Below are 26,659 nucleotides of genomic sequence, written 5' to 3'. Positions count from 1 at the left end.
GGAGCCGTCAGACGACCATCCACTGGTAGTTCGCGCCGGTGGCGCAGGTCGACTGGTCCAGGGCCGCGCCGTTGGCGGTGGACGCCCCGGCGACCTCCAGGCACTTACCGCTGTTGACGTTGGTGTAGGTGACGTAGCCGCCGATCACCGGTGTCTTCGTCCACAGTTGGTGTGAGGCGCCGGTGCACGTCGACTGGACGGCCGCGGCGCCGTTGGCGGTGGAGGCGCCGGCGATCTGCAGGCACTTGCCGCTGTTGACGTTGACCAGTTGGTAGTTGGAGCCCACGGCGGTGGGTACCCACTGCTGGTTGGCCCCGGAATTGCAGTTGCCGGAGTTGACCGCCGCGCCGTCCGCCGTGCTCAGTGACCAGACGTCCGCACACTTGCCGCTGTTGCGGTTGAGCAGGTGGTTGTTGGCGGCTCCGAGCGGACTCGCGAGGACGGGCCAGCCGCCCGCGAAGGTCACCTGACGGATGTCGAGGGTCTCCTGCCCGGAATTGTCGCCGTCGTAGTAGTGGTAGGCGAGGAACTTGGACGAGCCGTCGTCGTAGGCGTCGGCGCCGCCCGCTGCGACCCTGGGGTAGGCACCGGTGAGGATGGTGGTTCCGCCGCCGGAGGCCATGTCCGTGCCGCTCTGGTCGAGGTAGGGGCCGGTGATGCTGGTGGACCGTCCGACCACGGTGTAGTAAGTGCTGTTGGTCCCGCTGCAGCACAGGCCCTTGGAACCGAAGAGGTAGTAGTAGCCACCGTTGAGGATGATCGTCGGGTTCTCGATGTCGATGGCGATGTGCCAGAGGTTGTTGTCGGTGGTGGACAGCTTGCCGGTGGCGGTGTCCAGGACGTGCATGTAGGTGCCGCTGCCGGTCCAGGAGCCCCAGGAGATGTACAGCCGGCCGTCGGGGCCCCAGTCGACGTTGGGGTCGATCGGGTAGTTGACGTCCGTGACCATGCCCTGGTCGGTCCACGGGCCCTCGATGTTCGTGGCCGTGGCCAGGCCCATCACGGCGTAGTTCGTGCCCCAGAGCGAACCGGCGTAGTACAGGTGGTACTTGCCGTTGAAGTACTTGATGTCGGGGGCCCAGATGTTCGGCGGGGTCGAGCCGAGCTTGCTGGTGATCCAGGACGGGGTCGTCCCCCAGACGTTGCCGACCTTCGTCCAGCCGGTTGCCGCTGTGCCGGCGCACGTCTTGCGGATGGTGATGGATCCGCTGGGATTGAGCGAGTCGTTCTCGAACCCGGTGGAGAAGCCGTAGTAGCAGCTGCCGACCTTGATGAGGCTCGGATCGTGCATACGGATGTCTCCGCTGAGTGCCTTCGCCTGGCCGGCGGTGACCAGAGCTATGACGGTCACGAGGGCGGCCAGGATCGCGGCGAGCGTGGGAGAGATACGCCGTCTGCGGATTCCGGGGTATGCGCCTCCGATGCGGTGGCTGACCATACGAGACTCCTTTGTTTCGCTGATGCGTGGGTGCGGGCGGGCGGCCGGTGTCCGGCCGTCGGCTCGCACAGGCCCGCAGACCTGTGGGGCCCGGTGCGTCCCCGTCCCTGCACCGCCGCCCGGGCTTGGGGGCGCCCGGACGGCGGTTGTTCAGAGGAGCGGCTGAGGCGTCGGTGAGCGGCCCCGGTCCGGGAGGCCGGGGCCGGCTGTCATGGCTTCTCACTTCCTCGACGGTGAGGGAAGGACGGCGGGCGGGGTCTGTGGCGCGGGAGCCGGTCATGTGCTCCGGCGCGGAACCGGAGCACATGGCCAGGCCTCTGCACGGCCGGTGCGGCTGCGGGGAGTGTCGCCGCGTGGGCCGGCATTCAAGAGCTGAGAGGCGGATTGATACGCTTCAATCGCTTCAGCGGTGAGAGGCTGGCACTCTCCGGGCAGGACGTCAAGGGCTCGCGCACTCATCCCGCAGGCCGCAGCGGGTTCTGTGCCGGGCGTCGCTGCTGGGGCGAAGCTCGTCGAGCGGGCATGCCTGAGGAGTGCGGCAGTTCGCGGAGCGGGCCGGCAAAGTGCCGTGACCTGTGCCTACGCGCCGGTGTCCACCGGGTTTCACGGCGCGTCGGACAACAGCGTTGGAGCGCTTTAACGCAAACGTGTATCCTGCGTCTGTTCATACCGGCCCGGCCCCCGTCCGGGCCGAACAAGACCGGAAGCCGAGGAGCGTCGTGGCAGCCGCAGGTCCGCGAGCAAATGGACACGCCGGTCCGAGCATGCAGGACGTCGCCAAGGCGGCGGGCGTCTCGCTCGGCACGGTTTCCAACGTCCTGAACCATCCGGCCAAGGTCAGCCCCGTGACGGCGCAGCGAGTGCGCGAGGCCATAAGCCGGCTGGGATTCGTGCGCAACGACGCGGCCCGGTCGCTGGCCTCGGGGTCGAACGACAGTGTCGGCATGGTGCTCGCGGACATCGAGAACTCCCTGTTCATCGACATGGCGCACGGAGCGCAGGAGGCGGCCCGCACGGCCGGTCTCAACCTGCTGCTCGCGAACACGACGTGCGACATGGGGCTCCAGGACGAGTACCTGGACGTTTTCGACGAGGCCCGGGTGACCGGCGTGCTGCTGGCCCCCATGGAGGACTCCACCGACGGCATCGCCCGGATGCGCTCGCACGGACGCCAGATCGTGCTCCTGAACTTCTCGCCGAAACCGGGCACCTGCTGCTCGGTGCTGGTCAACAACGAGCACGTGGGATATCTCGCGGCACGCCACCTCATCGACACCGGACGCACCAGGCTGGCGTACGTGGTCGCGCACGACGACTACCAGCCGGTCCGCGACCGGCGCAGAGGGGTGCGCGCGGCGGTCGAGGAGGCCGGTGCCCGCGTGACGCTTGAGGAGATCGACAGCGTCGGCCTGACCACCGCGCACGGGCACCTGGTCGGCAGGGCTCTCGCCGGGCGGGAGCCCGGCGACCTGCCCGACGGCCTCGTGGTCGTCGCCGACGAACTGGCCAACGGCATCATCCACGAACTGCACACGGTGGCGGGGATCGGCGTACCCGACCAGGTCGCTGTCGTCGGGTGCGAGAACAACCGGACGGCCGGTTCCGCGGCCGTGCCCCTGACCGCGGTGGACCTGCCGGGCCGGGCGATGGGACGCGAAGCGATGCGGTTGCTGATGGACGAGGTGGCCTCGGGCGCGCAGCACCGGCATGCCACCGTCGTACTCGAACCCGAACTGGTCGTCCGCGCCAGCACGCCGCACTGAGTCCGTAGTCCGCAGCCGTCGCCGCCCCGGTCGGGCTCGCCTTCCGGCGTGCCTGATTCCCGGCGTTGTGCCCACATTGCGATTCGGAAATACCGGCGAATCATCCTTGACATGGTCGCGTAGCGGGCCATAGGTTCCGGGGCAACATTGAAGCGCTTCAATGCGCTGTGCACCGCGAGGAGCAACCCCGTGCACCACACCCTCAAGCCCCGCACCCTTGCCGTCCTGGCAACCACCACCTCCGCCGGTCTTCTGCTGAGCGCCTGCGGCGGCACGGACTCGTCGAGCAGCGGCGCCTCGGAATACTCGCTCACCATCAACGACGACAACCACATCGTGCAGCAGCAGCTCAAGTCCCTGAGCACCGGCGCGTGCAAGGCGCAGAACACGGCTCTGCCGCTGAAGATCCAGACGCTGCCGATCAGCAACGTCGACCAGAAGGTGCAGCTTCTCGCCGGGCAGAACGCGCTGCCGGTGCAGTTCGCGGCGGGCGGCACTCCGGCGCTGACCAAGACCCTGGACAAGGCCGGGCAGGTCCTCGACCTGGAGAAGACGCTCAAGGATCTCGGTGTGTGGGACGACATCCAGCCGGCCGCCGTCAAGACGGTGGAGAACCTGTACGGCAAGTTCAACGTGATGCCGTACCAGTTCAACATCGAGGGCATCTGGTACAACAAGAAGCTCCTCGCCGCCCACGACATCGCCGTCCCGACCACGTACGACGAACTGGTCGCGGCGGCGGCGAAGCTGAAGAAGGCAGAAGTCATCCCCTTCTCCGCGGCCGGCAAGGAGGGGTGGCCCCTGACCCGTCTGGTCAGCAGCTACCTCTACCGTGAACTGGGCCCCGACGCCCTGCAGGCAGTCGCGGACGGCAAGGCCAAGCTGACCGATCCCGCGTACGTCAAGGCCGCTCAGGCCATCGCCGACCTCGGTAAGGCGGGCTACTTCGGCAAGGGCGTCGGATCCATCGACTACGACACCGCGGCGCAGCAGTTCCTGACCGGCAAGGCCGCCATGTTCTACATGGGCAGCTGGGCGCTGGGCGACCTCAACGACAAGGCCAAGAACAAGGTCGGCGCGGCCAACGTCGGATTCATGCCGTTCCCGACCGTGTCCGGTGGCAAGGGCTCCGCGGACCAGATCCCGGCCAACGTGGGCCTCCCGGTCGCCGTCTCGGCCAAGGCGTACAACCCCGAGGTCGGCGACTGGCTCGCCTGCACCGCCAAGAACTACGGCGCCGCCTCGCTCAAGGAGCAGGGCACGGTCTCCGGGTTCAAGCCCAACGGCGACACCGGCACACTGCCGGCGCTCACGCAGACGGTCCAGGACACCATCACGAAGACCACGACCAGCACCCTGTGGTTCGAGGCACTGTTCAACACCAAGGCGACCGCGACCAGCCAGACGAACGCCGCGCCGCTGGTCACCGGGTCCCTCTCCGCGAAGGACTTCATGAGCAAGGTCCAGGCGGACCTCGACAACGGCTGACCCGTCCGACCACCGCCACCCTCAGCCGTACCGACCCCTTCGAAAGAGCCGTCATGCGTTCAGTTCTGGGAGATCGCCGCGCCCTCGCCATCCTGCTGGGACCGGCCCTGCTCGTCTACACACTGGTGATGCTGGTGCCGATGGGCTGGTCCCTGGGATACACCTTTTTCAAAGGGAACGTCATCGAGGGATTCACCTTCGACGGGCTCGGCAACTTCGAGAAGCTGTGGCACGACCCGCAGGCGCACTCGGCGCTGTGGTTCACCTTCAAGTACGGGATCGTCGTCAGCGTCGGGCAGGTGCTCTGCGGCTACCTGCTCGCCCTGCTCTACGTGTTCGTCCTGCGCAAGTCGTCCGCGCTCATCCGCACCCTGGTGTTCTTCCCGGTGATCCTGCCCACGGTCGCCGTGGCCCTGATGTTCCAGAAACTCTTCGCCGTCGCGCCGCAGAACGGCCTGGCCAACACCGCCATCGAAGCGCTGGGCATCCCCCACGGCGACTGGTTCGCCACCGGTGGCGGAGCCTTCCTCGTCCTGGTCGTCATGGACGTGTGGCGCTCCATGGGCTTCTACGGCGTGCTCATCTACGCGGGACTGCTCGACATCCCCGAGGAGACCCTCGAGTCGGCGCGGATGGACGGCGCCACGGGATGGCGGCTGATCCGGCACATCGTCCTGCCGCTGTCCTGGCCGGTGGTGCTGGCGTCGGCCGTGTTCAGCATCAACGGCACGCTCAAGGTGTTCGACTCGGTCCTGGCCCTGACCAACGGCGGGCCGGGCAGCGACACGACACCCCTGACGCTGTACATGTTCCGCACCGCGTTCTCCTACGGCGACTACGGCTACGGCAGCACCATCGCCTCGCTGCTCACCGTCGTCTGCCTGGGCGTGTCCCTCATCATCTTCCGGTTCTCGCGACGCGACCTGACCAAGGGCTGAACCCCCATGACCGACACCCTGACAGCGCCGCCGCGGGGACGCCTCACCCGCCCGCCGAAGACCGCCCTCCCCAGGCGCCGGCACGCCCGGCGCCTGGTGCGCAACGCACTCGTGGCCCTGCTGCTGGTGATCGAGGTGGCTCCGCTGCTGTGGATGCTGCTGAGTTCCTTCAAGACCCAGTCCGAGTTCGTCAACGACCCCGCCTGGTCGCTCCCCAAGAGCTGGGGCCTGCACAACTACGCCGAGGCGTGGTCGACCGGGCACGTCGCCCTGTACATCCGCAACAGCCTCATGGCCACCGTGCCCTCCCTCGCACTCATCATCGTGCTCGGCGTCGCCGCCGGCTTCGCCCTGGAGGTGATGGTCTGGCGCGGACGTCACAAGGTCCTGCTGGCCTTCCTCGTCGGCATCATGGTGCCGAGCCAGATGATCCTGCTGCCGCTGTTCCGGATCTACTTCCAGGCAGGTCTGTCCGGGACACTGTGGCCGCTCGTCATCACCTACACCGCGGCCGGCCTTCCGCTGACCGTCTTCATGATGGCCACCTACTTCCGCTCGATCCCGCGCGAGGTGTTCGAAGCCGCCACCCTCGACGGGGCGAGCATCCTCGGAGCCTTCTGGCGGATCGCCTTCCCGATGGTCCGCAACGCCGTCTTCACCGTGGGGCTCGTGCAGTTCTTCTTCATCTGGAACGACCTGCTCATCTCACTCACCTTCACCACCGACGACGACCTGCGCACCATCCAGGTGGGCCTGCTCAACTTCACCGGACAGTACGGCGAGACGGCCTACGGACCGCTGTTCGCCGCGATCAGCATCAACGTGGTCGGCGCCCTGTTCCTGTACCTCCTCATCAACCAGCGCATCATCAAGGGCCTGACCGCCGGGGCGGTGAAGGGATGAACCACGTGTCGAACCCAGTGGTCGCCACACCGACCGCGGAACATCACCGGGAGCCGTTCGGCATCGGTGAGTCACAACCACGGATCTCCTGGAAGACCATCGCGCCGGCCGGTTGGAGCCAGCAGGCCTACCAGATCGAGATCGACCGCGCCGACGGCACGCACCTCACCGACTGGGTCATCTCCGAGGACTCCGTCCTCGTCGACTGGCCGGACCGGCCACTGACGTCGCGAGAGCCCGCCGAGATACGCGTCCGGGTCCGAGGCAGCGACGCCGGCGTCGGCGAGTGGAGCCCGGCCCTGCGCCTGGAGACGGGACTGCTGGAACCGGCGGACTGGAGCGCGCACGCCATCTCCCCGCAAGGCCGGCCGCTGGAGCGGTCCGACGGCGAGCGGCGCCCACCGCTGCTGCGCAAGGACTTCCAGACCGGCAAGGAGGTGGAGCGCGCGCGGCTGTACGTCACCGCCCATGGCCTGTACGAGATCGAGATCAACGGCCGCCGCGTCGGCGACCACACACTCGCCCCCGGCTGGACCAGCTACGACCATCGGCTGCGCTACCAGACCCACGACGTCACCGAACACCTGCGCGCCGGCGACAACACCATCGGCGCCTGGCTGGCCGACGGCTGGTACCGCGGACGGCTGGGCTTCGCCGGCGGCCATTCCGATCTCTACGGCGACCGACTCGCCCTCATCGCCCAACTCGAGATCGTCCACCGCGACGGAACCCGCACCACCATCGACACCGACTCCTCCTGGCGAGCGGCCCACGGTCCGATCGTGTCCTCAGGCCTGCTCGACGGTGAGACGTACGACGCCCGGGACGAGCAGCCGGGCTGGTCCAGTCCCGGATTCGGCGACAGCGACTGGGCAGCGGTCGACGTCGTCCCCCGCGACCCGCGGACGCTGGTCGCCCCCACCGGACCACCGGTGCGCTGCACCGAGGAGATCGCACCGGCCCAGGTGACCGCCCTCGACGCCGACCGTCTCCTGGTGGACTTCGGACAGAACCTCGTCGGCAGGATCCGTATCGACGTGACCGGGCCGGCCGGACACACGGTCGTCATCCGGCACGCCGAGGTGCTCCAGGACGGAGAGCTGTGCGTCCGCCCCCTGCGCGACGCCCTCTCCACCGACCGCTACGTGCTGCGGGGCGGGGACCAGGAGTCGTGGGAACCGCGCTTCACCATCCACGGGTTCCGCTACGCCGAGATCACCGGCTGGCGCGGCGGCGACCCCCGCCGTGACATCGTGGCCCGCGTCCACCACACCGACATGGCCAGGACCGGCTGGTTCGCCTGCTCCAACGACCAGGTGAACCGGCTCCACGAAAACATCGTGTGGAGTCTGCGCGGCAACTTCGTCGACCTTCCCACCGACTGCCCGCAACGCGACGAACGGCTCGGGTGGACCGGCGACATCCAGGTCTTCGCGCCCACCGCCGCCTTCCTGTACGACTGCCACGGGATGCTCGCCTCCTGGCTGCGCGATGTCGCCGTGGAGCAGCACGAGGACGGCACCGTGCCCTGGTACGTACCGGCCATCCCCGGTGGCCCGCAGTGGACACCCGCCCGACCCGGTGCCGGCTGGGGCGACGTGGTGGCACTGACCCCGTGGGCGCTCTACCAGGACTCCGGCGACACCGGGCTGCTGGCCACCCAGTACGACAGCGCACGCCGGTGGGTCGATCTCCTCACCGAACTCGCGGGCCCCTCGAACCTGTGGAACCACAGCTACCAGCTCGGCGACTGGCTCGACCCGTCCGCGCCCCCGGAGGACCCCGGCGCCGGTCGCACCGACCGCCACCTCATCGCCACCGCCTACTACGCCTGGTCCGCGCGGCACACGGCGTGGACCGCGGGCGTCCTCGGCCTCGGCGAAGACCGCCAACGCTACGAGGAGCTCGCGCACCGGGTGCGCCGGGCGTTCATCGACGCCTACGTACTGCCCTCCGGCCTGATGACCAGCGACACCCAGACCGCCTACGCCATCGCCCTCCAGTTCGACCTGCTTCCCGACCCGGCAGCCCGCACCACGGCGGGAGACCGTCTGGCCGAACTGGTCGCCGCAGGCGGACACACCATCCAGACCGGCTTCATCGGCACCCCCCTCGTGACACCCGCACTCAGCGCCACCCACCACACCGACACCGCCTACACCCTCCTCCTCCAACAGGACTGCCCCTCCTGGCTGTACGCGCTGAAGCACGACGCCACGACCATCTGGGAACGCTGGGACAGCATGCTCCCCGACGGCACCGTCAACCCGGGCGAGATGACCTCCTTCAACCACTACGCCCTCGGCGCGGTCGCCCAGTGGCTGCACACCACGGTCGCCGGCCTGACCGCCGCCGCACCCGGCTACCGGGACATCGTCTTCCGTCCCCGCCCGGGCGGCGGCATCACCTGGGCCGACGCCGCCCACGAGTCACCGTACGGCCGCGTGGCCATCCGCTGGGAGCTGCACGCCTCGGGCATGGAGGTGCACACCACGGTGCCCACCGGCACAACAGCACGGATCGAGTGGCCGGACGGGGACGTGACCACCTTGACGGCCGGCACCACCACGACATGGCAACCGCAGCGCCACACCGAACGGGTGTGACGGCCACGCCGACGAAGAAGCGCCCCTCGACGCCCGTGCGTCGAGGGGCGCTTCTTCCCCTACCCGTCCTTCGTCCGCCCTGGGGGCATGTCGTCGGGAGCGGTAGGGGATGACCCGTGGAGTCCGGCCGGTTCGCCAGTGCCGGGCATGGATTACGTAAGATCGTCACGGAAATGTCCCCGACGGCCGCGTGGCCATGGGGAGTTAGGTGGCGATGTGACTCCGCTGGTGAGCCGGGCGACAGAACTGGAACTTCTGGACTCGGTGCTCGACCGGACACTCGGCGAGGACGGCGGCTGCTCCGTCGTGGACCTCGCCGGGACTGCGGGCATCGGCAAGAGCCGGTTGATGGCCGAGTTCTGCCGACGGGCCCAGGCCCGGGGGATGACGGTGCTGCGCGGCCGGGCCACCGAGTACGAACAGCACATCCCCTACCAGCCGTTCAGTGACGCACTCGCCGACCACGACATGGAGTTGGCGGATCCGGGTGCCATGGACGCGCGCGGCGACCGCTTCGGGCTGCAGCGCGCCATCGCGAAGCTGCTCGTACGGATCGCCCGGTCCGGCCCCGGCCCCGGGCTCGTCGTGGCGTTGGACGATCTGCACTGGGCGGACCCGGCATCCCTGGAACTCCTCGACCACGTCGTCCGCCATCCCCCGAACGCCCCCGTCGTGATCGTCGTGGCCCGTCGCGACCGCCAGACCACGGCCTCCCTGGACGCCGCGCTCACCCGGGGCATCGATATGGGTACGGTGCTGCGGCTGAACCTCGGCCCCCTCGCCGAGCAGGCGTGTGTCGAGGTCCTGGCCCCCGGACTGGCACCCGGCATGCAGTCTGGCCGGGCCGCCGAGCTGTACGCCGCCAGTGACGGCAATCCGCTGTACTTCCTCGCCCTCCTCCAGGCCGGACAAGCAGGACGCGACGCCGGGCAGGAGGCACCCCCGCACTCAGCCGGACTCGGCTCCGTCCTGCTGGACGAACTGACCCCGCTGACCGCGGCACAGCGCCGGACCGCCGAGGCGGTGGCCGTCCTCGGCGACCGGGGCAGCACCGCCCTGCTGACCGTGGTGACCGGCCGGGACGAGGCCGAGGTCACCGCGGACCTGGGAGCACTGACCGACCGTGATCTCCTGCGTTCCGGGCCGGCTGGACGGTGGGCACTGCGCCATCCGGTACTACGAGCAGTCGTGCACGAGAGCACCCACCCCCTGGAACGCGTGCGCATGCACCGCCTCGCCGCGGACGCACTGGCCGCCGCGGGTGCGCCCGCCAGCGAACGCGCCCACCACGTCGAGCAGTCACTGACCGGCTGGGACCCGCAGGCCGTCGCCGTACTGTCCGAAGCGGCCGAGCGTTCCGCCGCCACCGCACCCGCGAGCAGCGCCCATTGGCTCGGCGTCGCCCTCACCCACCTGCCCGACCAGCCCCAACACACCACGCTGCGCCGCGATCTGATGCTGCGACGGGCCCGTGCCCTGGGCGTGAGCGGAGGACTGCGGGAGAGTCGGGACCTGCTGCACGAGGTGATCGCCATGTCACCGCCCGACGAGGCGGGGGCGGCACGAAGCGTGCGGGCCTCTGCCGTGACACTGTGCGCGGTGATGGAGCGTTACCTCGGGCGGTATGCCGAGGCGGTTGCTCTGCTGCGCCGCGAGCTCGCCCGGACACCGGGCCCGTCCGACGCCGACACGGTAGAAATCGGCCTGGAACTCGGATCGTCCGCGCCGCATGCCACCGCCTACCCCCAGGTGCGTGCCGACCTGGCCGACACCCTCGCCCTGGCCCGGTCGCTGGGCGATGAGGTCGCCCAGGCGGGCGCCCTCGGGATCGCGGCCCTCGGTGAGACGTACGAAGGCAACATGGGTGCCGCGCGGGAGACAAGCGACCGGGCCGCCGCCCTGGTCGACGCCCTTACCGATCACGACCTCGCGGGACTGTGCGAGCCGCTGGCCCGGCTCGGCTGGGCCGAGGCGTTCCTGGAAAGGTACGCCGATGCCGAGCGGCACGCCGATCGCGGCCTGGCCATCGCCCGGCGCGGCGGCCAGCTCTACGTCCTGCCGCACCTGCTGCTGTGCAAGGCATATGTTCAACTCCAGACCTTGCGAATGGACTCGGCCAGGGAACTCGCGGACGAGGCCGAGACGATAGCCCGTGGCATCGGCAGCGACGAACTGCTGGCCTTCGTCCTCACCAACAAGGCGTATACCCAGATGTTCGCCCTCCCGCCCGGCGACCAGGCCGCGCTGGCGGTGGCCGAGGAAGCCGTTGCCGCAGCAGGTACGCGTACCAACTGGTGGTCGTCCATCGCCTGGTGCGTACTCGCCCAGGCGGCGATGCACGCGGGTGATCCGCAGCGCGCCCGGGCCGCAGTCCTGCGTGGCGGAGGCGACGACCTGAACGCGCTTCACCCGTCCATGCGCCCGCTCATCCTGGAGATCCTCGTCAACTCCGCCATCCTGACCGGCGACACGGTAGCCGCCGCGACCTGGGCCGAGCGGGCCCGTAAGGAGGCGGAGCAGCTGAACCTGCCGTCGCAGCAGGCTTCAGCGCTGCGCAGCACCGCCCACTGTCTGGCCGCCGGCGGCGACACGGCAGCGGCCGCCGAGCTGTTCGAGGAGGCCGTGGACAGGACGGCCCGTGGGGGAGCGGTGCTGTGGGAAGCGTTCAGCCTGCTGTTCGGCGCACTCCTGACCGCCGCCGGCGATCCGGACCGCGCCCGCGCCATGTGGACACGCGCCCGACAGCTCGCCGAGGCCGGCGGCGCACATCAACTGACCGGCTTGGCCGACGCGTTCCACCCCCTCGTGTACGACGTGCCCCCGATCCAGCCTCCGGCCCCGGACCCGGGCCTGTCCGCCCGCGAACGCGAGATCGCCGCCCTGGTCGCCGACGGCCTGACCACCCCGGCCATCGCCGCCCGGCTCTTCCTCAGCCCCCGCACGGTCGAATCTCACCTCAGCCGCATCTACCGCAAGACCGGCGTCACTTCGCGAGCCGCCCTCGCCGTCCTCCAGACCAGACTCGAGCTGCGCGACACGACGACCGGGACTGCCGGACCCACCGGATCTTCGCCGTCACCGTCTTGATGGCCGGTCAGCCAGAGGTACGGAAGACGGCTTCTCCTTCCCACAGGCGGGAGAAGAGTTCGCCCGGGTTCAGCGATGCTTCGTCATCGTCGTCCTCGGCGAACACCTCGTCCACCAGGAGGGTGCGCAGGCACTTCTGCACGCCCTCGCCGTACCCCTGCCGGTAGTCGTCGATGTCGAAGTGGTGCTCCGCTTCCACGTGGGCCTGTACATCGTGGTCGTCCGAGATGACCAGGCGTCCCCGGATGGTGCGTGCCTCGAGGGTGTGGTCGTTGTAGCAGCCGTAGACGATGTCCGCCTCGATGTCGCCGCTGACGTGCATGTCGCCATCGGTGTACACCGCCTGGGCCGTCACGTCTCCGCCGACGACGATGCCCGAGGCCGGGCGAGAGTCCGCCAGACAGCCCTCGACGGTCAGGGAGCCGGTGACCACGAAGGTGCGCATCACCTGAAGGTTTCCCTGGACGACGAGGTCGCCGTGGTGGAAGAAGGCAGTACGCACTTCCTGCTCGCCCACCAGGGTCCGGGCTGTGCCCGTGGCGCCGAGGATCCTGCGGCACAGCTCCAGTACCCACACGAAACCGTCGGGGCCGCAGTTGCGCTTCAGTACGTCGACGAAGTGCTGGTAGCTGTCGTATGTCTCGTCCACGTGCCGTTGCAGCCTGGGATCGTCCTCGCCTTCGGCGCGCAGTTCCGCTGCGGCCCGGCGTACGGCGTCCATGTCGATGGGCAGTGGCCCGCCCTCGGTAGGGGGGTAGCGGACGTGTGCGGGTGCCCCTGCCGCTTCCAGCATGGGCACGATCTGCGACCGGGCACGTCGTTGATGGTCGTTGTACTGGTCCAGGCGCAGTGCGACGCCCAGCGGGGTCTGTCCGAGTTGGTTGACGGCAGCGGTGTCAGCGCCGCGCTGGAGCAGGAGTTCCACCAGTTGGGGCCGGGCCGAGCTCACGGTGGCGTGCAGAGGCGTGTTGCCGAGCCTGTCGGTGTCCGCCGTCGGTGCGCCGTGATCGAGCAGGAAGGCGTAGACCGGGGTGGCGGTGGTGCTGTGGTGCGCGAACGAACCGCCCATGACGTCCCCGCAGGGGCCGTCGAGACGGGCGCCGTGCTCGACCAGGAGCTCCAGTACCGCCACCGACCGGTCGACGGCGGCTTGCGTCGCGGTGTCGTTGAGCAGGACGGCCCGGGCGGCGGGCGTGACCCCGGTCCGGTCGCGGGCGTGCACATCCGCACCCGACTCCAACAGGGCACGCACCACTTCCAGGGACGGCAGCGGGTCCCTGTCCTGGTAAGGGGCTTGGACCGCCCGGTGCAAGGGGGTGGCCCCCTGCTCATCAGGCGCTGACACGTCGGCGCCCTCGGCCAGCAGGGCGCGGATCCTCGCAACCTGCTCCGGTGGCCGAGCGCCGTGCGCAGGGCTCACGGCGTGAAAGAGGTCGTCGTCCGTTCCCGTCATGGCCCGGACCGTATCCGACACCTACGACGCTCCGGGCCGGTGACGACGCCGGGGACGAAGGTTAGGTATCCGGTTGCGTGGTTTCACCGATCCACCCTCGACTCGCCCTGGAAAGCCCCGACGTTCGCGTCCCTGCCGGAAGGCGTGGAGCTCGAACGCACCTGCCGGGTCAGCTTTCTCCATCCGGTCAACGGCTCCCGAGCCGTGGCCTGTTCCGGCTGGTCCGCGAACTCCGTCGGGTGCGCTGCTCGGATTTGGTCCCAGGTCGTCGCGGGGCATTGACCCTGGGGACTGACCGTCAGGAACTTTTCGTACGGCACCTCGCGGAGAGGGACGCCGATTTCCGTCCAGTGGTCCTTGCCGGAGACTTCGTCCCATCCGTCGTTGGGCATCCGGATGTGGTCGCGTCGCGCGTCCTTGTTCTGGCTGGTGATCTGCAGGACGCCGGCATGGTGTTCGTGGGAGGTCACCACGATGCAGTAGTGCTGGGATTCCTCCCCGGTCCCTTCGCGGTAGGGGACCATGGCCAGCCAGATCTCGCCCGGCTCCGGTACGGTCGGCCGGCCCGGCCTGCCTGGCCTGTCCGCGGACTGCCGGCGCCGGGGTGGTAGGGCCGGACGTCTGCGGTCCCACCACCGCACGACGAGGAAGAACACCAGGGCCGTGAGCCCCGCCGCCGGGATCTCCAGCATCGAGGTGACCATCCACTTCGCGTAGGGATCCGCCGGCTCCTCCATCGTGGCGCGCAACGCCCCCGGCTCCACCTGCGACCGGGTCAACGCCACCGCTGCCGCGCAGAGACCCAGCAGCACGGCGGTACGGGCGAGCAGCAGCCACCACCGGAAGGACTGGCCGCGGCCGGCCACCCAGGCCACAACGACCGCGGTCAGCAGGGATATCCCCGCCAGGATCGGAAGCGCAGTTCCGTCGACGTGCTGCGGAGGCGACTGCGCGGCCATGAGCCCGGGGACGACGACCGGAACCAGGAGGAGGTGTCCGACCAGATACCACTTGAACAGGAGCGCAACTGTCAGAAGACACGACTGCTCACGACGACGGCGCACAGACCCCCCAAACCGCACATGATCACAGAAAGCGAACCTGGCTGGACACTCAGCCTGCGACCGCCTCGACCTTGGAGATCTGAGCGGACAGCACTTCCTCAGGCAGCTCGGCTGTGTAGTGGCCGAAGGCCGCCACAGTGGCCCCGATGCGTACCACCGTGGTCCAGATCGGGATCGAGCCCGCCGCGGACGTTCTGTACGCCACCGCCTCGTCGCCCGCGTCCGGTGCGTCGGCCGCCGCGACGGCCTGGTGCCCGCCGTTCTCGTACCCCGCGCAATCCTTGGCCGCTGTTCTCAGCTGCGCGAGGACGCGCTCGGCACCGGCCTGGTCAAGGGCGAAGAGTTTGATCTCCACCCCGATCTGGTCGCCGGACTGTCCCGATGCCGAAGACCCCACGGCAACGCTGTACCGGAACGCCTTTGCCTGCGGTTCGAGCTTGCCCACGGCGATGTTCAACAGCGGCTGGCACTCGGCGGGGGAAACCCTCTTCGCAGCGCCCTCGGGAGCGGGCATACCCGCCATCTCCTCAGACATCTGAAACTCGCTCAGATCCGCATCGACCAGGACAGCGGCCTGCAACTGAGCGTCGCTCAGAGCCTTGGCCGACGTCCGGGGCCCAGCCGACGCCTGGCGCTTCTCACCCTCCACAGATGCGGAAGCCGACACGGCAGCCTGTGAGGTCGTTTCCTCCGCCGTGTCGCCTGAGACCTCGGTCCCACCGCCGCACGCGCTCAGCACCGTCAACGAAAGCACCCACACAGCCGCCGCAGCGCACCGTACCCGCACCGTTCACCCGCGTTCTCTCCACTCGGTCACCCCGGAGGCGTCCAGGGCCCGGTGACAACGCTTCCGCACGCTCGGTCCGAAGGCTTCGGTGAAAGTACGCAATCGCCTACCTAACTCGTGAGCTGGGGACTCCTTGGACCCGACCCCGATTCGCAGACCGTCTAGCCTGGGCCGGTGAGCACTCCCACCTCGCTGTTGCGGGCCTTTCGGCCTCAAGTCCAAGAGCGTCTCTACGACTTCTACGAAGAGCTGCGGAACGCCGACGACCTGTTCTGGGACCGCAGCCTGCGCGCGTGGGTCGCGACCGGGCACTCCGTGGTCAGCAAAGCGGCGGGTGACCCGGGGCTGTCCTCGGTGCGCTATCCCGACATCGAGGCCGTACCCGAGGAACTGCGGCCGCTGGCCCGGGTTCTGAGCCGGCAGATGCTCTACAACGACGCCCCCGACCACCCCCGGCTACGGGCCCTGATCAGCAAGGCCTTCAGCCCTCGGGCAGTGCAGACACTGCGCGGCAGGGTCGTCGAAGCCGTCGACCGGATCATCACCCACGCGGCGCCGACCGGGCGGATGGACATCGTCGCGGACCTCGCCCGCCCTCTGCCTCTGACCATCATCTGCGACCTCCTCGACGTACCGCAGCAGGACCGCGCCGCCCTCGCCTCCTGGTCCGAGCCGATCGCCGAGGCCATAGGCAACTCCCGGCTGGATGCCGACCGCAACCGCGAGGCCTCGCAGAGCATGACGGACATGCTCGCCTACTTCCGCGAACTCCTCACCCGCCACGACACCCCGCCGGCGCCCCACACGCTCCGCGCCCTGGTGGGCGCACAGGCGGAGAACACCGACCAGGACTTCGACGAACTCCTCGCCAACTGCGCCCTGCTCCTGATCGCCGGCCACGAGACCACCACCCACTTCATCGGCAACGCCACCCTCGCCCTGCTCCGCCACCCGCACGCGGCCGACCAACTGCGCGGCCGGCCCGATCTGATGCCTGCCGCGGTCGAGGAACTCCTGCGCTACGACGCCCCGGTACAGCTGATGCTGCGCAGGGCGCGCCGCGACCTCGACCTGGCGGGCCGCACCATCGCCGAAGGGCAGACGGTGCTCCTGGTGGGCGGTGCCGCGAACCGGGACCCGGCGGTGTTTCCCGATCCCCATGTGCTGGACTTCGAACGGCCCGGCGGACGGCACATGGCGTTCGGACACGGTCCGCACTTCTGCCTCGGCGCGGCCCTGGCCCGGCTGGAAGGCGCGGTCGTCCTGGAAGCACTCCTGACCCGGCTCCCCGGCCTGCGGCTCGACGGCGCCGCCCCGCAGTGGCAGCGCAGCCTCAACTTCCGCGGGCTCACCCGCCTGGACGTCGCCTTCACCCCGACGTCGGACGATCACGGCAGCGTCACCCAGGCCGGGCCGGGCACCAGTTCCCCGTACGGCGTCGGCTCCGCGACGCATGTCGGCGTCTGCCCCGTCAGCTCGGGGCCCGGCCGCGACACGGGCGCCTGATCGCAGCTCGGAGATCGATGAGCGCCTGCTTGAGCTGGGGAGACGCCCCGTCGTAGAGGAGTTGGCCGTGTTTCGGGCGGGGAATGACCGGCAAGTGCGCCAGCCCAAGGTCCAGTTGGACGCCCTCCGAGGAGGTCGTCTCATGAATCGAGCGGAGCCGTCGGGCGTTGCCGGGCGGGGAACGGGGCGGCTGACATGAGCGAGGGGATGGCATGGATCGCCGGCGGCTGGCTGCTGGCGTTGGCCGGGTTCAACGGGGCGCTGTTCGTGTCCTTCCGCAGGCGGACGCGATCCGAGCGACGGTTCCTCGCGGAGAGCGACGGCGCGGATGTGGACCCGATCCAGGCGGCCTGGTGGCTCGGCGCCTCCTGGGAGAACGCGCCGGCACAGCAGGAGTGGTACGCCGCCGAGGTGGCCGTACGCCTGCTGATCGCGGCCGGAGACGCCGAGGTCGACAAGGACGGCCGGGTCACCCTGACGCCCGGGCGGTCCCGATCACTCGCGGACCCGGTGCTCGCGGCACTCGTGGCCGGCATGCGCCGACACGGGAGCGCCACGGTCCTGCAACTCCGCACCGAGCCGCGCTTCAAGAGGTTCCGGACGGTCCTGGAGGCCCGTCGCGCCCCCCTGCGCGAACGATTCGGCAGGTACCGCGTGCCTGCTGCGACCGCCGCCTTCACGGTGGCGTTCGGCATGTCCATGCACGCGATGATCGCGCGCCACGGGGTGCCGGGGCTGCCCGACCAGGACCCGGGGTGGTGGACGACCGTGTGGATGGCGGTGTGGGCCGCCCTGGCGCCTCTCGCGGGGCTGTGGCCGCCGGAGATGTCCCGTCCCTGGCCCCGATTCACCCGCCGCTGCCGCGCCGCCGTCTCGCAGGCGCTGGCCGATGAGAGCTTCGAGACCGATTTCAGGGTCTCGCTGGCCGTGTTCTCCAAGCCCGGTCGGGGTAAGGGGAAGTCCGGTGCGGGCCGCCGCCGACCCTCGCAGTCACCCCGCTCCCGCAAGGGACCGGGAGAGGTCGACGACGACATCGGCGGCCTGGCGGACGTGGATACGTACGGCGGTGGTGACGGCGGCGACTTCGGGGGCGGCGACTGACCTGGCGAGCATGCCCTGGCGCCCAGGCAGGGCGGCCGCCCGGCAGGGGACAGCACGATCCCTTGCCAGGGGGCCACTCGCATCGGTGGTCAGCAGGACTCCAAGCTGATGGGCGAGACGTAGAGCGCGGACAGCACTCCGGCTCCGGCAACCTCGATCGGGACAGGGGCTGTCGAATCGGTCAGCTTCAGGCCGGACGGCAGGTACTCCTGCGGAATGTCTTCGCCGAGGTAGACCACCGAAAGCGAGCCCTGGCAGTCGGAGCCTCCCGGCGGCGCGGTGTCGGGGGCTCTGCCGTCCTGCGGGCCGGCTTTGACGGAGGTGACGCTGATCGGCGTGTACTGGTACTCGTAGCGGGCCGGGGTGACGATGGTCTCCTCGCTCGTCTTCTTGAACTCGATCCAGTAGCGGGCGAGCTTGACCGTGACTGCCTTGCAGGGCCTCTGGATCGCCTCCGGGGTGAAGTTCAGGCCGGAGGCGTCCAGGGTCAAGCCCGTGGACTGGTATGCGCCGCTGCTGCTGGGCAGTTCCTTGAGATAGTCGGTGAGTTTTTCGACGCTCATGCCAGTGGTCTTCACGCACTGTGTGGGCGCGGCCGTCGTCAGGCTCGGCGTCGGAGTGGTCGGGTCGGGAGCAGCCGTGTAGTGAGCGAGCTCAGACGGGGAAGCGGTTGCCGTCGCCTTGGCGGTCGGTTTGTCGTCCGAACATCCCGAGACTGTGAGCAGCGCTGCCACTGCCGCGGCCGGTATGACGAACGTGCGTGCGCTTCCCATGAGTTCCCCCGCCTGCTTCGAGACTGCTTTCCCTCACCGGGCGGACCTGCAGGGCCGGATGAGGAGGTCCACCAGCGAGTCGGTTCGGGAACGGAGCCGTGTGCTCACAAGCAATCGACCATGCTGCCTGCCACAGCGTCACACACGCCGTCGCCCCTCGCACGCGCCGCGTGCCGCTTGCGGTGAAAGCCCGTAGAGGATTGCGTAGTTCTACTGAAACAGGTCAGGTCTGCTTCGTCTTCGTCGTCCGGGTTCTCGAATTTCGGTGCGGGTGCGCCTTGCGTCAGCTCCACTGGGCGGTTGCACAGCGTGACCTGAGTGGCTGGTCCTCGCGGTCCTCCACGGTTCGGTACGTGGTGTTGGCCGCCTTCGCGACCGGTTGGACAGCCGTCGAGCGTCGGGCGCCCTCGCCGATGGTCGATCTCTGCATGCCGGCACGGCACGAGGTGGGGAAGTCCTGTGCGCTGACGTTCGTGAACTGCGTCGGCACCGCGATGCCGGTCTACCTCGTCCGGCAGCTGCTCGCGTGCCTGCCCACGCGTACGGGTTCGGGGCAGGCGCCACCGAGATCGGCTTCTACCTGCGGCCCGGCGCCGTGGCCGCTTCGCCGGCCGGACCGATCAGCGGACTCGGGACGCGGCGCCACGGCTCGCGTGCCGTCGGCACCGCCGGGATCGCCCTCCTGACTGCCGGCCTGATCGCGATGGCCGCCGCGGACACTGAGATCTGGCACCTCGCCATCGGCAAGATGATGATCGCGCGGGCCAACGGCCTGTGCATCACCGCGATAGTGACCAGCACCGCCACGTCCGTCGACCGAGGCGACACCGCTATCGCCACCAGCCTGGTCCTGGTGACTCGCGTGCGCGGTGTCGGGTGTCCAGGCCGGCGATGCGATCCTCACCGCCACCACCCCCGCCGGGTCGGACGTCCCGGCCGAATCAGCCTTCGGCACCGGCTTCGCCATCGTCGGCGGCTTCACGGCGCTGTCCCTGCTTGTCGCGTGCACCATGAGCAAAGGAGGCAAGGAATGACCCACGCCGTTCTGTCGAGGCATATCAACACCATGGCGAGGGGCAGGGTCCTGATATCCGGGGCCGGCATCGAGGGGCCTGCCCTCGCGTTCTGGCTGAACCGCTACGGCTTCACGGTCACGGTGGTCGAGAAGGCGAGCGCACTGCACGGCGGCGGTTACCCCATCGACGTGCGCGGCACCGCACTCGAGGTCGTCCGCAGGATGGGCATCCTGCCGCAACTGCGGAACGCACAGATCGACCTGCGCCTGCTGACCTTCCTCGACGCGGACGGCGCCGCGGTCAACCCGCACACCGTGATCGGCGGTGTAGCCGGACGCGACCTTGATGTACTGCGTATGCCCCGCTGGTCCAAGGGCAGGGTCACGCTCGTGGGCGACGCCGCGTACGCGCCCTCGTTCCTCACCCGACAGGGCTCCGGCGCAGACATTGCCGCCTACGAACACGACATCCGTGAGTTCGTGACGGTGAACCAGGACCAGGTCGGCGAGGGCGACGCCATATTCCTCCCCACCACCGCCCGAGCCGTGGAGCAGCGCAACGACATGCTGCGCAGCCTCAGCGTCATGCCTTCCGGAGAGGGCCGACCGGCCCATTCCGCCCTCACCCTGCCCGAGTTCACGCCCGTGACGTGAGCGAAGCCGGCGGTGAACTGTCCAGTGGGCCGTGCCTCATGGAGTCGCCAGCACCGCGATGAATCCGGCCAGTGCCGCCAGCAGCCCGAGCCACACCAGCATGCATGCCGCCTTCGGAGCCTTCTTCGTGAAGCGCTCCGCCACCTGGTACATCACGGAGATGATGAGTAGCGCAGCCGTGACGTGCAACAGCACCGCCAGGCTCACCCCGACGACCGCGCCGGCCTTCCAGAAGCGTCCCCAGGTCACCGCCCAGCCCACCGAGAACACGATTGCCGCCGTCACTCCGCCGACGAGTTCCTCCCACCACGGCCGGTTCCCCATCCACCACAGATCGCCGAGCCAGGAGATCTCGACGTCGAAAAGGTCGATGGTCGCCCAGGTGCCGAGCAGCAGGATTCCCAAGCCGGTCAGGCCCACGATCAGGCGGTAGCGCCACTTCAGCCACGTCGGCCAGTTCGTTCCCTCACCGCGCCACATGGTCGACATCGTCACCGCTGACCAGATCAGCCACCGCCGGATCAGCGCAGTGCCGGCGTCCGCCATCGCATCGCGCAGTACGCGGTCGGCTTCCGCACGCCGCACGACCTTGCCGTCGGTCGAGATGTACTCCGGGACACCCTCCGGGTGGCTCAGTCCGTCGTGCAGCAACGTGGCCGGGAGATGCTCGCCGGTCTTCGGCACGAGCCAGGTGAGAAACGCGGGAACCGAGGTCAGGTCGGTGCAGAAAGTACCGGTCTCCCGCGGCACCAGGAGCTCGCCCAGGTGCCGGTCGCGGTATGCGATGCGGCGCTGCATCATGAAGTACTCGTGGCGGCCCACGATGACCCGCTCGAGTTCGATACGGGCATCGGAGCCGGGGTCGGGCAGGACTTCCGGTTGTCCCGCCGAAGCGTCCATGCCACCGTCGTAGAACCGGCGCGGTTCCTGGGCGATCGGGCCACCTTCGCCAGATACAGCCATGAGCGCCTCCTTCGTGCCAGACCGGTTCCTGTTCCAATCCTTCCGACGGGTGACTGCCGCTACTCATTTTCCCCGTGGTCAGTCACCCGGAAGTGTCCATCGGCTCCCTGCGCCAACTGCGCGCCCGGGTGGGTCAGGCATCCTGCCCCGCGACCGTGCGGAGCGCGAAGTCATTGCCGCCAAAAGCCAGTTGTGATCGTCCCCTTGATGGGGAAGGGTCTGTGGTCATGGAGTTCTTCTGCTACCACCGTGATAGGCCCGGTTCCCTGGCGTTGCGCGAGGAGTTGCTGGAGGAGCACTGGTCCTACATGGACCGGTACGCGAAGGAGCTGATCGCTCGCGGCCCGACCTTCGCCGATGACGGTGAAACCCCCACCGGCAGCGTGCACATCGTCGACCTGCCCGATCCCGCCGCCGCCCGGGCGTTCGCCTTCGACGAGCCCAACTACCAGGCCGGCGCGTACCGGGACGTGCTGCTGCGCCGGTGGCGCAACGTGCTGGGGCGCACCATGTGGGACTTCCCCGGCGGCCGGACCGATGGCAACCGCTACCTGGTGCTCGGCCTCGGCGAGGGCCCGGCCGCCGACCTCGCCCTGCCGCAGGACCGGGACGAGCTGGTCGCGTACGGGCCGTTGCTGTCCGACGACGGCGACACCTGGCTGGGTACGGCGGTGCTGCTCAGGGCCCCGGACCCGGACACGGCACGCGCCGTCCTGACTCCCGGACGGTACGCGGACATCGAGGTCCACGACTGGGAGTTCGGCGGGCGCCGATGAGGCACGAAGGCACCGGGCTGATGTCGTCTCCGGTCCACGTCTACCTGGGACAGGAGCGGTGACGGTGGCGCTGCGGGCGGTTCCACTGGTGGGCGGGCCGGTGGAGTTACGGGGTGCGCTGGACCTGGAGACCACACAGGCAGGGGTGATGCCTCGCCGGCTGCCCGCGTGGACCAAGGAGCAGTACCAGGACCCGTCGGTCTACGGGGTGACCCTGATGCCTTCGGGCGTGCGGCTGGTGTTCCGCACTGATGCGCGCGCATTGGAGGTGGAGGTACTCACCTCCACCGGCCAGCTCGACTCCGACCCCTATCCCCGCCCGACCGGGATGCTGGAGTTGCTGGTGGACGGCGCCTTGGCCGGACGTCAGCAGGCGCCGGTGGGCAACGTGCTGCGGATGGCGGGCCCCGGGGCCGTACAGCGGCTCATTCCGGGCGAGCCAGGGACCGTACGCTTCGCCGGGCTGCCGGCCGGCATGAAGAGCGTCGAGTTGTGGCTACCACAGCAGACCCCAACGGAACTGGTGGCACTGCGCGCTGACGGCGACGTGCTGGCACCGCTGCCGGACGGGCGGCGCCGCTGGGTGCACCACGGCAGTTCCCTCAGCCACTGCATCGAGGCCGACGGCCCGACCGGGACCTGGCCGGTGGTGGCAGCCGCGCTCGGAGGGGTGGAGGTGATCAACCTCAGCCAGGCGGGCAACGCGCTGCTCGATCCTTACGTCGCCCGGACGATCCGCGATACGCCCGCTGACCTGATCAGCCTCAAGGTGGGCATCAACATCGTGAGCCTGTCCGCCTTCCGGCGGCGGACGTTCGGCCCGGCGGTACACGGGTTCCTGGACACGATCCGGGACGGACACCCGGACACCCCGCTGCTGTTGGTCTCTCCGGTGAGCTGTCCGGCCCTGGAGGAGGCTCCCGGGCCGACCGCGACCGGCCCGGACGGGAGACTCGTTGCCCTGGGCGACCCGGCCGATGTGGCAGGCGGGGCATTGTCGCTGGCGGTCGTCCGTGCCGAGCTGGCCCGGATCGCTGCGGCACGACAGGCGTCCGATCCTCATCTCCACCATCTCGACGGACGCGAGCTGCTCGGCCCCGACGAGGTAGATGACCTGGCCGACGGCCTTCACCCCACCGCCGCCGCATACCGTCGGATAGGCAAGCGCTTTGCGGCTCACGCCTTCGCGGCCGACGGTCCTTTCCGCTGAGACAGTTGGGCTTCGCACCGGAGCGAGGACTTTGAGATCGCCGTGGAGGTTCGGGTCGGCGGCGGAGGCCCCACACGAATGATCACCGGAGTCACCAGGGAGCCCGCAGGATGACCGGCACCACGCAGGCCCCTGGCGGGTCGGCTGCAGTCGACGATGCAGTACGCAGCGTCACGCGCCCGTTCTACGTATACGCCGTGCTCGCCAACTCGCTGTTCCAGCGTGGCGTATTCGTCATCTTCCTCTATCAGCGAGGCTTCTCCGCCGGGCAAGTGGCCCTCCTGCAGACACTGCTCTACCTGGTCAGCGGACTCGCGGAAGTGCCGACGGGAGTCATCGCCGACCGAATCGGCAGGCGTGCCGGCATCGTGATCGGCCAGATGCTGATAGCTGGATGCCTGTTCGGCCAGGCGACGTTCTCCAACTACTGGGTGTTCCTGGCGCTGTTCGTCGGCCAGGGCGTGGGCATGGCATGTGTGTCCGGCTCGGACACCGCCCTGCTGTACGACCTGCTCGTGCGTCGTGGCGCAACGGCCGGCTACATCAAGATCAAGTCCCGGTTCACCATGCTCGGGACGGTCACCTCGGGAGCCGCCATCGTCCTCGGCGGCCAACTGCAGCAGATCTCCTGGGGAGTCGTCTACGGCGGTTCGGCGGCGTGCCTCGCCCTGGCCGTGGTGGTGCTGATGTCACGGGTGCCCGAGATCCGCGGCGCGGACGCGGTGGACGAGCAGGAGGGAGCCGAGGGGCACGGCGACGCCACAGCATGGCGGGCGATGCTCCGGGTCGCCACGCCGGCGCTCGTGACGCTTGCCGTGGTGTCCGGATTGATGCATGCGACTTTGACGCCGTACATCATCTTTACGCAGAAGACCCTCTCCGATCAGGGAGCGGGCACCGCATGGGTCAGCGTGGTCATATCGGCGGGATTCTTCGCCGGCGGGCTCACTCCGCTGCTGTCGGACCGCGCGGACCGGCGCATCGGGTATCGGGTCATCGTCCCGGTGTCCCTCCTGACGCTCGCCGCGGCACTGGCCCTGAGCGGCCTCGGCCTTGTCTGGGTCACCATCGCCGCGTTCCTGGCCCTGGTCGGGATTCCCGAGATCACCGCCGTGATCGTGGACAACGTGTTCAACGAGGCCGTGCCGTCGCGCCACCGGGCGAGCCTGCTGTCGATGATCGCATTCGTGGAGTCGGCACTCATCGGCATCGGCTATCTCGTCCTCGGCGCGCTCATGGACGGGCTGGGCTCCGGTGTGGGCATGGCCGCCTACGCCGCGGTCCCCCTGTTGGCCTGTCTCCTGTGGCTTCCGGTGCTCTTCCGAGGGGCGCGGGTGACCACCGAGGTCGAGAAGCCCGTCGACCAAGAGGCATCCTGAAGCAGACCATCTCGAGCAACGCCCCTGCCCGATGGCAGGGGCGTTGCTCGTTGACACGGTGCCGAGTGGCGGGTTACCAGCGATACCAGCGGCCCCTGCGGCCACCTGTGTCCGCGGAGCGCATGACGAAGCCCAGCAGCCAGACGGCCAGCACGATGACCGCGATCCACCACAGTGCCTTCAGAGCGAAACCCGCGCCGAAGAGAACCAGAGCCAGCAGAAGAACGAGAAGCAGGGGAACCATAGTTATCAACCTCCGTAGCTCCTAGTGCCCGGCGAATTCAGGAACACGCGGTTGATTTCCTTGGTTTATCCAGTGCCTGTGCGGGCACTCAACCCAGTTTCTCCCGGCGTTACCCGGCAGGCCGAGTGGGCTTCCAGGTTCCGCTTCAACTCCACGGGCAGGACAACGCGTGAGGAATAGCGAGAACAGGGTACTGCGGCCCTGTATCTCGCTGTGGTGCGACAATTCCTTCCCTGTCCAACGGTTTTTCTCCGAACCCGTAGAGAGCGGTGGTGGAATGCGGCACAAGGGTGCATCGATGGATGAGGCAATAGGAGGAGTGCGAGCCTTCTCTGCGGTCTCGATCGCCGGAGGGATGTGTGCGTGCGTTGCAGGAATTCTTACTGGCGATGTTGTGCCGATCCCGCTCGGAGTGATCGCCGCAGTCAGCGGAGTGGTTCTGGCGGTCTTCGCCGTCCTGGCCCATCGGAAGACTCGTTCCTGACGGAGCAGTTCCCCGCGCCGCTATGGGAGCTGTGCCGGCACCCGACCGTCCGGGGAACGGCGGCGAATCTCAGCGTCCAGGACGAGGCCCTCGGATGTGACCGGAAGCAATCAGAAGCATGGCCGTTCACCGTCGGCGAGCGGCTCGAACCCCATCAGGTTCGCGACCGTGCTGAGCGGCTGTTCGCAGCGAGGTGACGACAGCGGTGATCGTGGGGTTCGCCGTGTTGGTGCGGCGGGTCGCGGCGAACAGCGAGCGGTGGATCGGGTGGTCCTCGATGGGCGAGGTGCGGATCCCGGCTGTGGTCGGGTCGACGGCGGTTCGGCCTGATCTCCGCAGGCCGGCTCGCCGGACGGGCCGTGATGCCGGCAGAGGCTGTCGCCGCTTGCCACGCCGAGGCGAGCCGGCAGTGGGCACGCACCCACATCTCCGGTGACGTCGGCGTGGAGCACTTCAACCGGCTGGCGCAGCAGCTGATCGACGCCGCCGACGCGGACGCACTGCCGCTGTTCGCCGGCCGGCGCGCACAGCCCTGCCCCGACAAGGACCCCGTCGGTGCGGCCATGCCGCGCATCCACGTGCTGCGAGAGCACCGCGGCGCCTGCCACCTGGCCGCGGTACGCCTGTCCGGACCGAGCGCCCAGGCGGCCGTGGTCATCAACCTCGGCACCGAGCAGGCAGCCCACTACGGCTGGGAAGCACCAGTCCCCGCAACGGCGGCCCTCCTCCCGCAAGGGCAACGTGCCGAACGACTCACCACCGAGCTGCAGGCACCGCTCTGCGCCACCCTGACCACCGGGCAGCGCACCGAATTCGCCCAACTCGTCAGCGGGTTGACCATGTCGTCGCCCCTGACTCGGTAGAGGCGCTGTCGCGGCTCTGGTACACGCCCATGAACGCTGTGCGCCCAGATCGTGCTCCCTGCGGTCGGCTGGTACAGACGGTGTACCTCTCGGCCCGAGGCGCGGGCCGTCCGCAGACCCACGTCAGCGGCACCATGCGCCGGCCGCGCCGCTACCACTGCGGC

The 26,659-nt window shown here is 69.1% G+C and carries 20 protein-coding genes and 1 pseudogene; 14 read left to right on the top strand and 7 right to left on the bottom strand.

Annotated elements, in window-relative coordinates; translation table 11 throughout:
• Window positions 1-7: 7 nt before the first annotated feature.
• Window positions 8-1,438, bottom strand: a complete 1,431-nt coding sequence (locus tag ACWD3I_RS24490; RefSeq protein ID WP_365398525.1) for a family 43 glycosylhydrolase — start codon at window positions 1,436-1,438, stop codon at window positions 8-10.
• A 764-nt stretch (window positions 1,439-2,202) separates the two neighbouring features.
• Between ACWD3I_RS24490 and ACWD3I_RS24485 the strand changes: the two genes are divergently transcribed.
• The 6 genes from ACWD3I_RS24485 to ACWD3I_RS24460 all read left to right on the top strand — a co-directional run bounded on the left by ACWD3I_RS24485 (window position 2,203) and on the right by ACWD3I_RS24460 (window position 12,223).
• Window positions 2,203-3,201, top strand: a complete 999-nt coding sequence (locus ACWD3I_RS24485) for a LacI family DNA-binding transcriptional regulator (protein WP_365398528.1) — start codon at window positions 2,203-2,205, stop codon at window positions 3,199-3,201.
• 189 nt (window positions 3,202-3,390) lie between these two features.
• A complete protein-coding gene (locus tag ACWD3I_RS24480; protein WP_365398531.1) occupies window positions 3,391-4,689 on the top strand; it encodes an ABC transporter substrate-binding protein in 1,299 nt (432 codons plus the stop codon).
• 53 nt (window positions 4,690-4,742) lie between these two features.
• Entirely contained in the window at window positions 4,743-5,627 is an 885-nt protein-coding gene (locus tag ACWD3I_RS24475; protein WP_365398534.1) for a carbohydrate ABC transporter permease, read from the top strand.
• Between the two features lie 6 nt (window positions 5,628-5,633).
• Complete coding sequence (locus ACWD3I_RS24470) at window positions 5,634-6,530, top strand: carbohydrate ABC transporter permease (protein WP_365398537.1); 897 nt, start codon at window positions 5,634-5,636, stop codon at window positions 6,528-6,530.
• Window positions 6,531-6,535: 5 nt separating this feature from the next.
• On the top strand, window positions 6,536-9,136 hold the full coding sequence (locus ACWD3I_RS24465) for a family 78 glycoside hydrolase catalytic domain (RefSeq protein ID WP_365398540.1): 2,601 nt from the start codon (window positions 6,536-6,538) through the stop codon (window positions 9,134-9,136).
• Window positions 9,137-9,352: 216 nt separating this feature from the next.
• Complete coding sequence (locus ACWD3I_RS24460; RefSeq protein ID WP_365409233.1) at window positions 9,353-12,223, top strand: ATP-binding protein; 2,871 nt, start codon at window positions 9,353-9,355, stop codon at window positions 12,221-12,223.
• Between the two features lie 7 nt (window positions 12,224-12,230).
• Here ACWD3I_RS24460 and ACWD3I_RS24455 read toward each other — a convergent pair whose 3' ends face one another.
• The 3 genes from ACWD3I_RS24455 to ACWD3I_RS24445 form a co-directional block, all read right to left on the bottom strand.
• Window positions 12,231-13,676 (bottom strand): ankyrin repeat domain-containing protein, encoded by a 1,446-nt coding sequence (locus ACWD3I_RS24455; RefSeq protein ID WP_365409230.1) that lies wholly within the window; start codon window positions 13,674-13,676, stop codon window positions 12,231-12,233.
• Window positions 13,677-13,759: 83 nt separating this feature from the next.
• Window positions 13,760-14,740: an MFS transporter gene (locus ACWD3I_RS24450; RefSeq protein WP_365409227.1), complete on the bottom strand. Its 981-nt coding sequence runs from the start codon at window positions 14,738-14,740 to the stop codon at window positions 13,760-13,762.
• A gap of 49 nt (window positions 14,741-14,789) precedes the next feature.
• Complete coding sequence (locus ACWD3I_RS24445) at window positions 14,790-15,485, bottom strand: hypothetical protein (protein WP_365409225.1); 696 nt, start codon at window positions 15,483-15,485, stop codon at window positions 14,790-14,792.
• A gap of 216 nt (window positions 15,486-15,701) precedes the next feature.
• Here ACWD3I_RS24445 and ACWD3I_RS24440 point away from each other — a divergent pair, with 216 nt between their 5' ends.
• Both ACWD3I_RS24440 and ACWD3I_RS24435 read left to right on the top strand, forming a co-directional pair.
• Window positions 15,702-17,033, top strand: a complete 1,332-nt coding sequence (locus ACWD3I_RS24440) for a cytochrome P450 (protein ID WP_365409222.1) — start codon at window positions 15,702-15,704, stop codon at window positions 17,031-17,033.
• A gap of 195 nt (window positions 17,034-17,228) precedes the next feature.
• Window positions 17,229-18,134, top strand: a complete 906-nt coding sequence (locus ACWD3I_RS24435; RefSeq protein WP_365409219.1) for a hypothetical protein — start codon at window positions 17,229-17,231, stop codon at window positions 18,132-18,134.
• Window positions 18,135-18,223: 89 nt separating this feature from the next.
• Here ACWD3I_RS24435 and ACWD3I_RS24430 read toward each other — a convergent pair whose 3' ends face one another.
• On the bottom strand, window positions 18,224-18,697 hold the full coding sequence (locus ACWD3I_RS24430) for a hypothetical protein (protein WP_451084177.1): 474 nt from the start codon (window positions 18,695-18,697) through the stop codon (window positions 18,224-18,226).
• A 563-nt stretch (window positions 18,698-19,260) separates the two neighbouring features.
• On the opposite strand from ACWD3I_RS24430, the pseudogene ACWD3I_RS24425 reads away from it, so the two are divergent.
• Together ACWD3I_RS24425 and ACWD3I_RS24420 are read left to right on the top strand one after the other, a co-directional pair.
• A pseudogene (locus ACWD3I_RS24425) lies at window positions 19,261-19,941 on the top strand (MFS transporter); the annotation flags it as partial.
• Entirely contained in the window at window positions 19,938-20,576 is a 639-nt protein-coding gene (locus ACWD3I_RS24420; protein WP_365409213.1) for a Rossmann-fold NAD(P)-binding domain-containing protein, read from the top strand. The pseudogene ACWD3I_RS24425 and the gene ACWD3I_RS24420, both read left to right, overlap by 4 nt.
• 36 nt (window positions 20,577-20,612) lie before the next feature.
• On the opposite strand, the gene ACWD3I_RS24415 is transcribed toward ACWD3I_RS24420, so the two are convergent.
• Window positions 20,613-21,539 carry a DUF1353 domain-containing protein gene (locus ACWD3I_RS24415; RefSeq protein ID WP_365409210.1) on the bottom strand — a complete coding sequence of 309 codons (927 nt, stop codon included), beginning with the start codon at window positions 21,537-21,539 and terminating at the stop codon, window positions 20,613-20,615.
• A gap of 227 nt (window positions 21,540-21,766) precedes the next feature.
• Here ACWD3I_RS24415 and ACWD3I_RS24410 point away from each other — a divergent pair, with 227 nt between their 5' ends.
• The 3 genes from ACWD3I_RS24410 (at window position 21,767) to ACWD3I_RS24400 (ending at window position 24,904) form a co-directional block, all read left to right on the top strand.
• The gene (locus ACWD3I_RS24410; RefSeq protein WP_365409207.1) at window positions 21,767-22,315 is read left to right on the top strand and encodes a YciI family protein; all 549 of its coding nucleotides are present in this window, start codon (window positions 21,767-21,769) and stop codon (window positions 22,313-22,315) included.
• 58 nt (window positions 22,316-22,373) lie between these two features.
• Window positions 22,374-23,525, top strand: coding sequence for a GDSL-type esterase/lipase family protein (locus ACWD3I_RS24405; protein ID WP_365409204.1), 1,152 nt, complete (start codon window positions 22,374-22,376; stop codon window positions 23,523-23,525).
• Window positions 23,526-23,635: 110 nt separating this feature from the next.
• Window positions 23,636-24,904 carry an MFS transporter gene (locus tag ACWD3I_RS24400; RefSeq protein ID WP_365409201.1) on the top strand — a complete coding sequence of 423 codons (1,269 nt, stop codon included), beginning with the start codon at window positions 23,636-23,638 and terminating at the stop codon, window positions 24,902-24,904.
• A gap of 73 nt (window positions 24,905-24,977) precedes the next feature.
• Here the strand turns inward: ACWD3I_RS24400 and ACWD3I_RS24395 are convergent, their stop codons facing one another.
• Complete coding sequence (locus tag ACWD3I_RS24395) at window positions 24,978-25,148, bottom strand: hydrophobic protein (RefSeq protein ID WP_307022079.1); 171 nt, start codon at window positions 25,146-25,148, stop codon at window positions 24,978-24,980.
• 846 nt (window positions 25,149-25,994) lie between these two features.
• On the opposite strand from ACWD3I_RS24395, the gene ACWD3I_RS24390 reads away from it, so the two are divergent.
• A complete protein-coding gene (locus tag ACWD3I_RS24390; protein WP_365409197.1) occupies window positions 25,995-26,495 on the top strand; it encodes a helix-turn-helix domain-containing protein in 501 nt (166 codons plus the stop codon).
• Window positions 26,496-26,659: the final 164 nt, after the last annotated feature.

This window comes from Streptomyces sp. NPDC002817 (genome assembly GCF_053592055.1).
This window is presented reverse-complemented; position numbering and strand designations above follow the sequence as displayed.

Excerpts from the sequence above, each read along its gene's own strand:
- ACWD3I_RS24490 (WP_365398525.1), bottom strand. The coding sequence starts at position 1,438 with ATGGTCAGCCACCGCATCGGAGGCGCATACCCCGGAATCCGCAGACGG.
- ACWD3I_RS24485 (WP_365398528.1), top strand. The coding sequence starts at position 2,203 with ATGCAGGACGTCGCCAAGGCGGCGGGCGTCTCGCTCGGCACGGTTTCC.
- ACWD3I_RS24475 (WP_365398534.1), top strand. The coding sequence starts at position 4,743 with ATGCGTTCAGTTCTGGGAGATCGCCGCGCCCTCGCCATCCTGCTGGGA.
- ACWD3I_RS24470 (WP_365398537.1), top strand. The coding sequence starts at position 5,634 with ATGACCGACACCCTGACAGCGCCGCCGCGGGGACGCCTCACCCGCCCG.
- ACWD3I_RS24455 (WP_365409230.1), bottom strand. The coding sequence starts at position 13,676 with ATGACGGGAACGGACGACGACCTCTTTCACGCCGTGAGCCCTGCGCAC.
- ACWD3I_RS24435 (WP_365409219.1), top strand. The coding sequence starts at position 17,229 with ATGAGCGAGGGGATGGCATGGATCGCCGGCGGCTGGCTGCTGGCGTTG.
- ACWD3I_RS24430 (WP_451084177.1), bottom strand. The coding sequence starts at position 18,697 with ATGAGCGTCGAAAAACTCACCGACTATCTCAAGGAACTGCCCAGCAGC.
- ACWD3I_RS24420 (WP_365409213.1), top strand. The coding sequence starts at position 19,938 with ATGACCCACGCCGTTCTGTCGAGGCATATCAACACCATGGCGAGGGGC.
- ACWD3I_RS24415 (WP_365409210.1), bottom strand. The coding sequence starts at position 21,539 with ATGGCTGTATCTGGCGAAGGTGGCCCGATCGCCCAGGAACCGCGCCGG.
- ACWD3I_RS24410 (WP_365409207.1), top strand. The coding sequence starts at position 21,767 with ATGGAGTTCTTCTGCTACCACCGTGATAGGCCCGGTTCCCTGGCGTTG.
- ACWD3I_RS24400 (WP_365409201.1), top strand. The coding sequence starts at position 23,636 with ATGACCGGCACCACGCAGGCCCCTGGCGGGTCGGCTGCAGTCGACGAT.
- ACWD3I_RS24395 (WP_307022079.1), bottom strand. The coding sequence starts at position 25,148 with ATGGTTCCCCTGCTTCTCGTTCTTCTGCTGGCTCTGGTTCTCTTCGGC.
- ACWD3I_RS24390 (WP_365409197.1), top strand. The coding sequence starts at position 25,995 with ATGCCGGCAGAGGCTGTCGCCGCTTGCCACGCCGAGGCGAGCCGGCAG.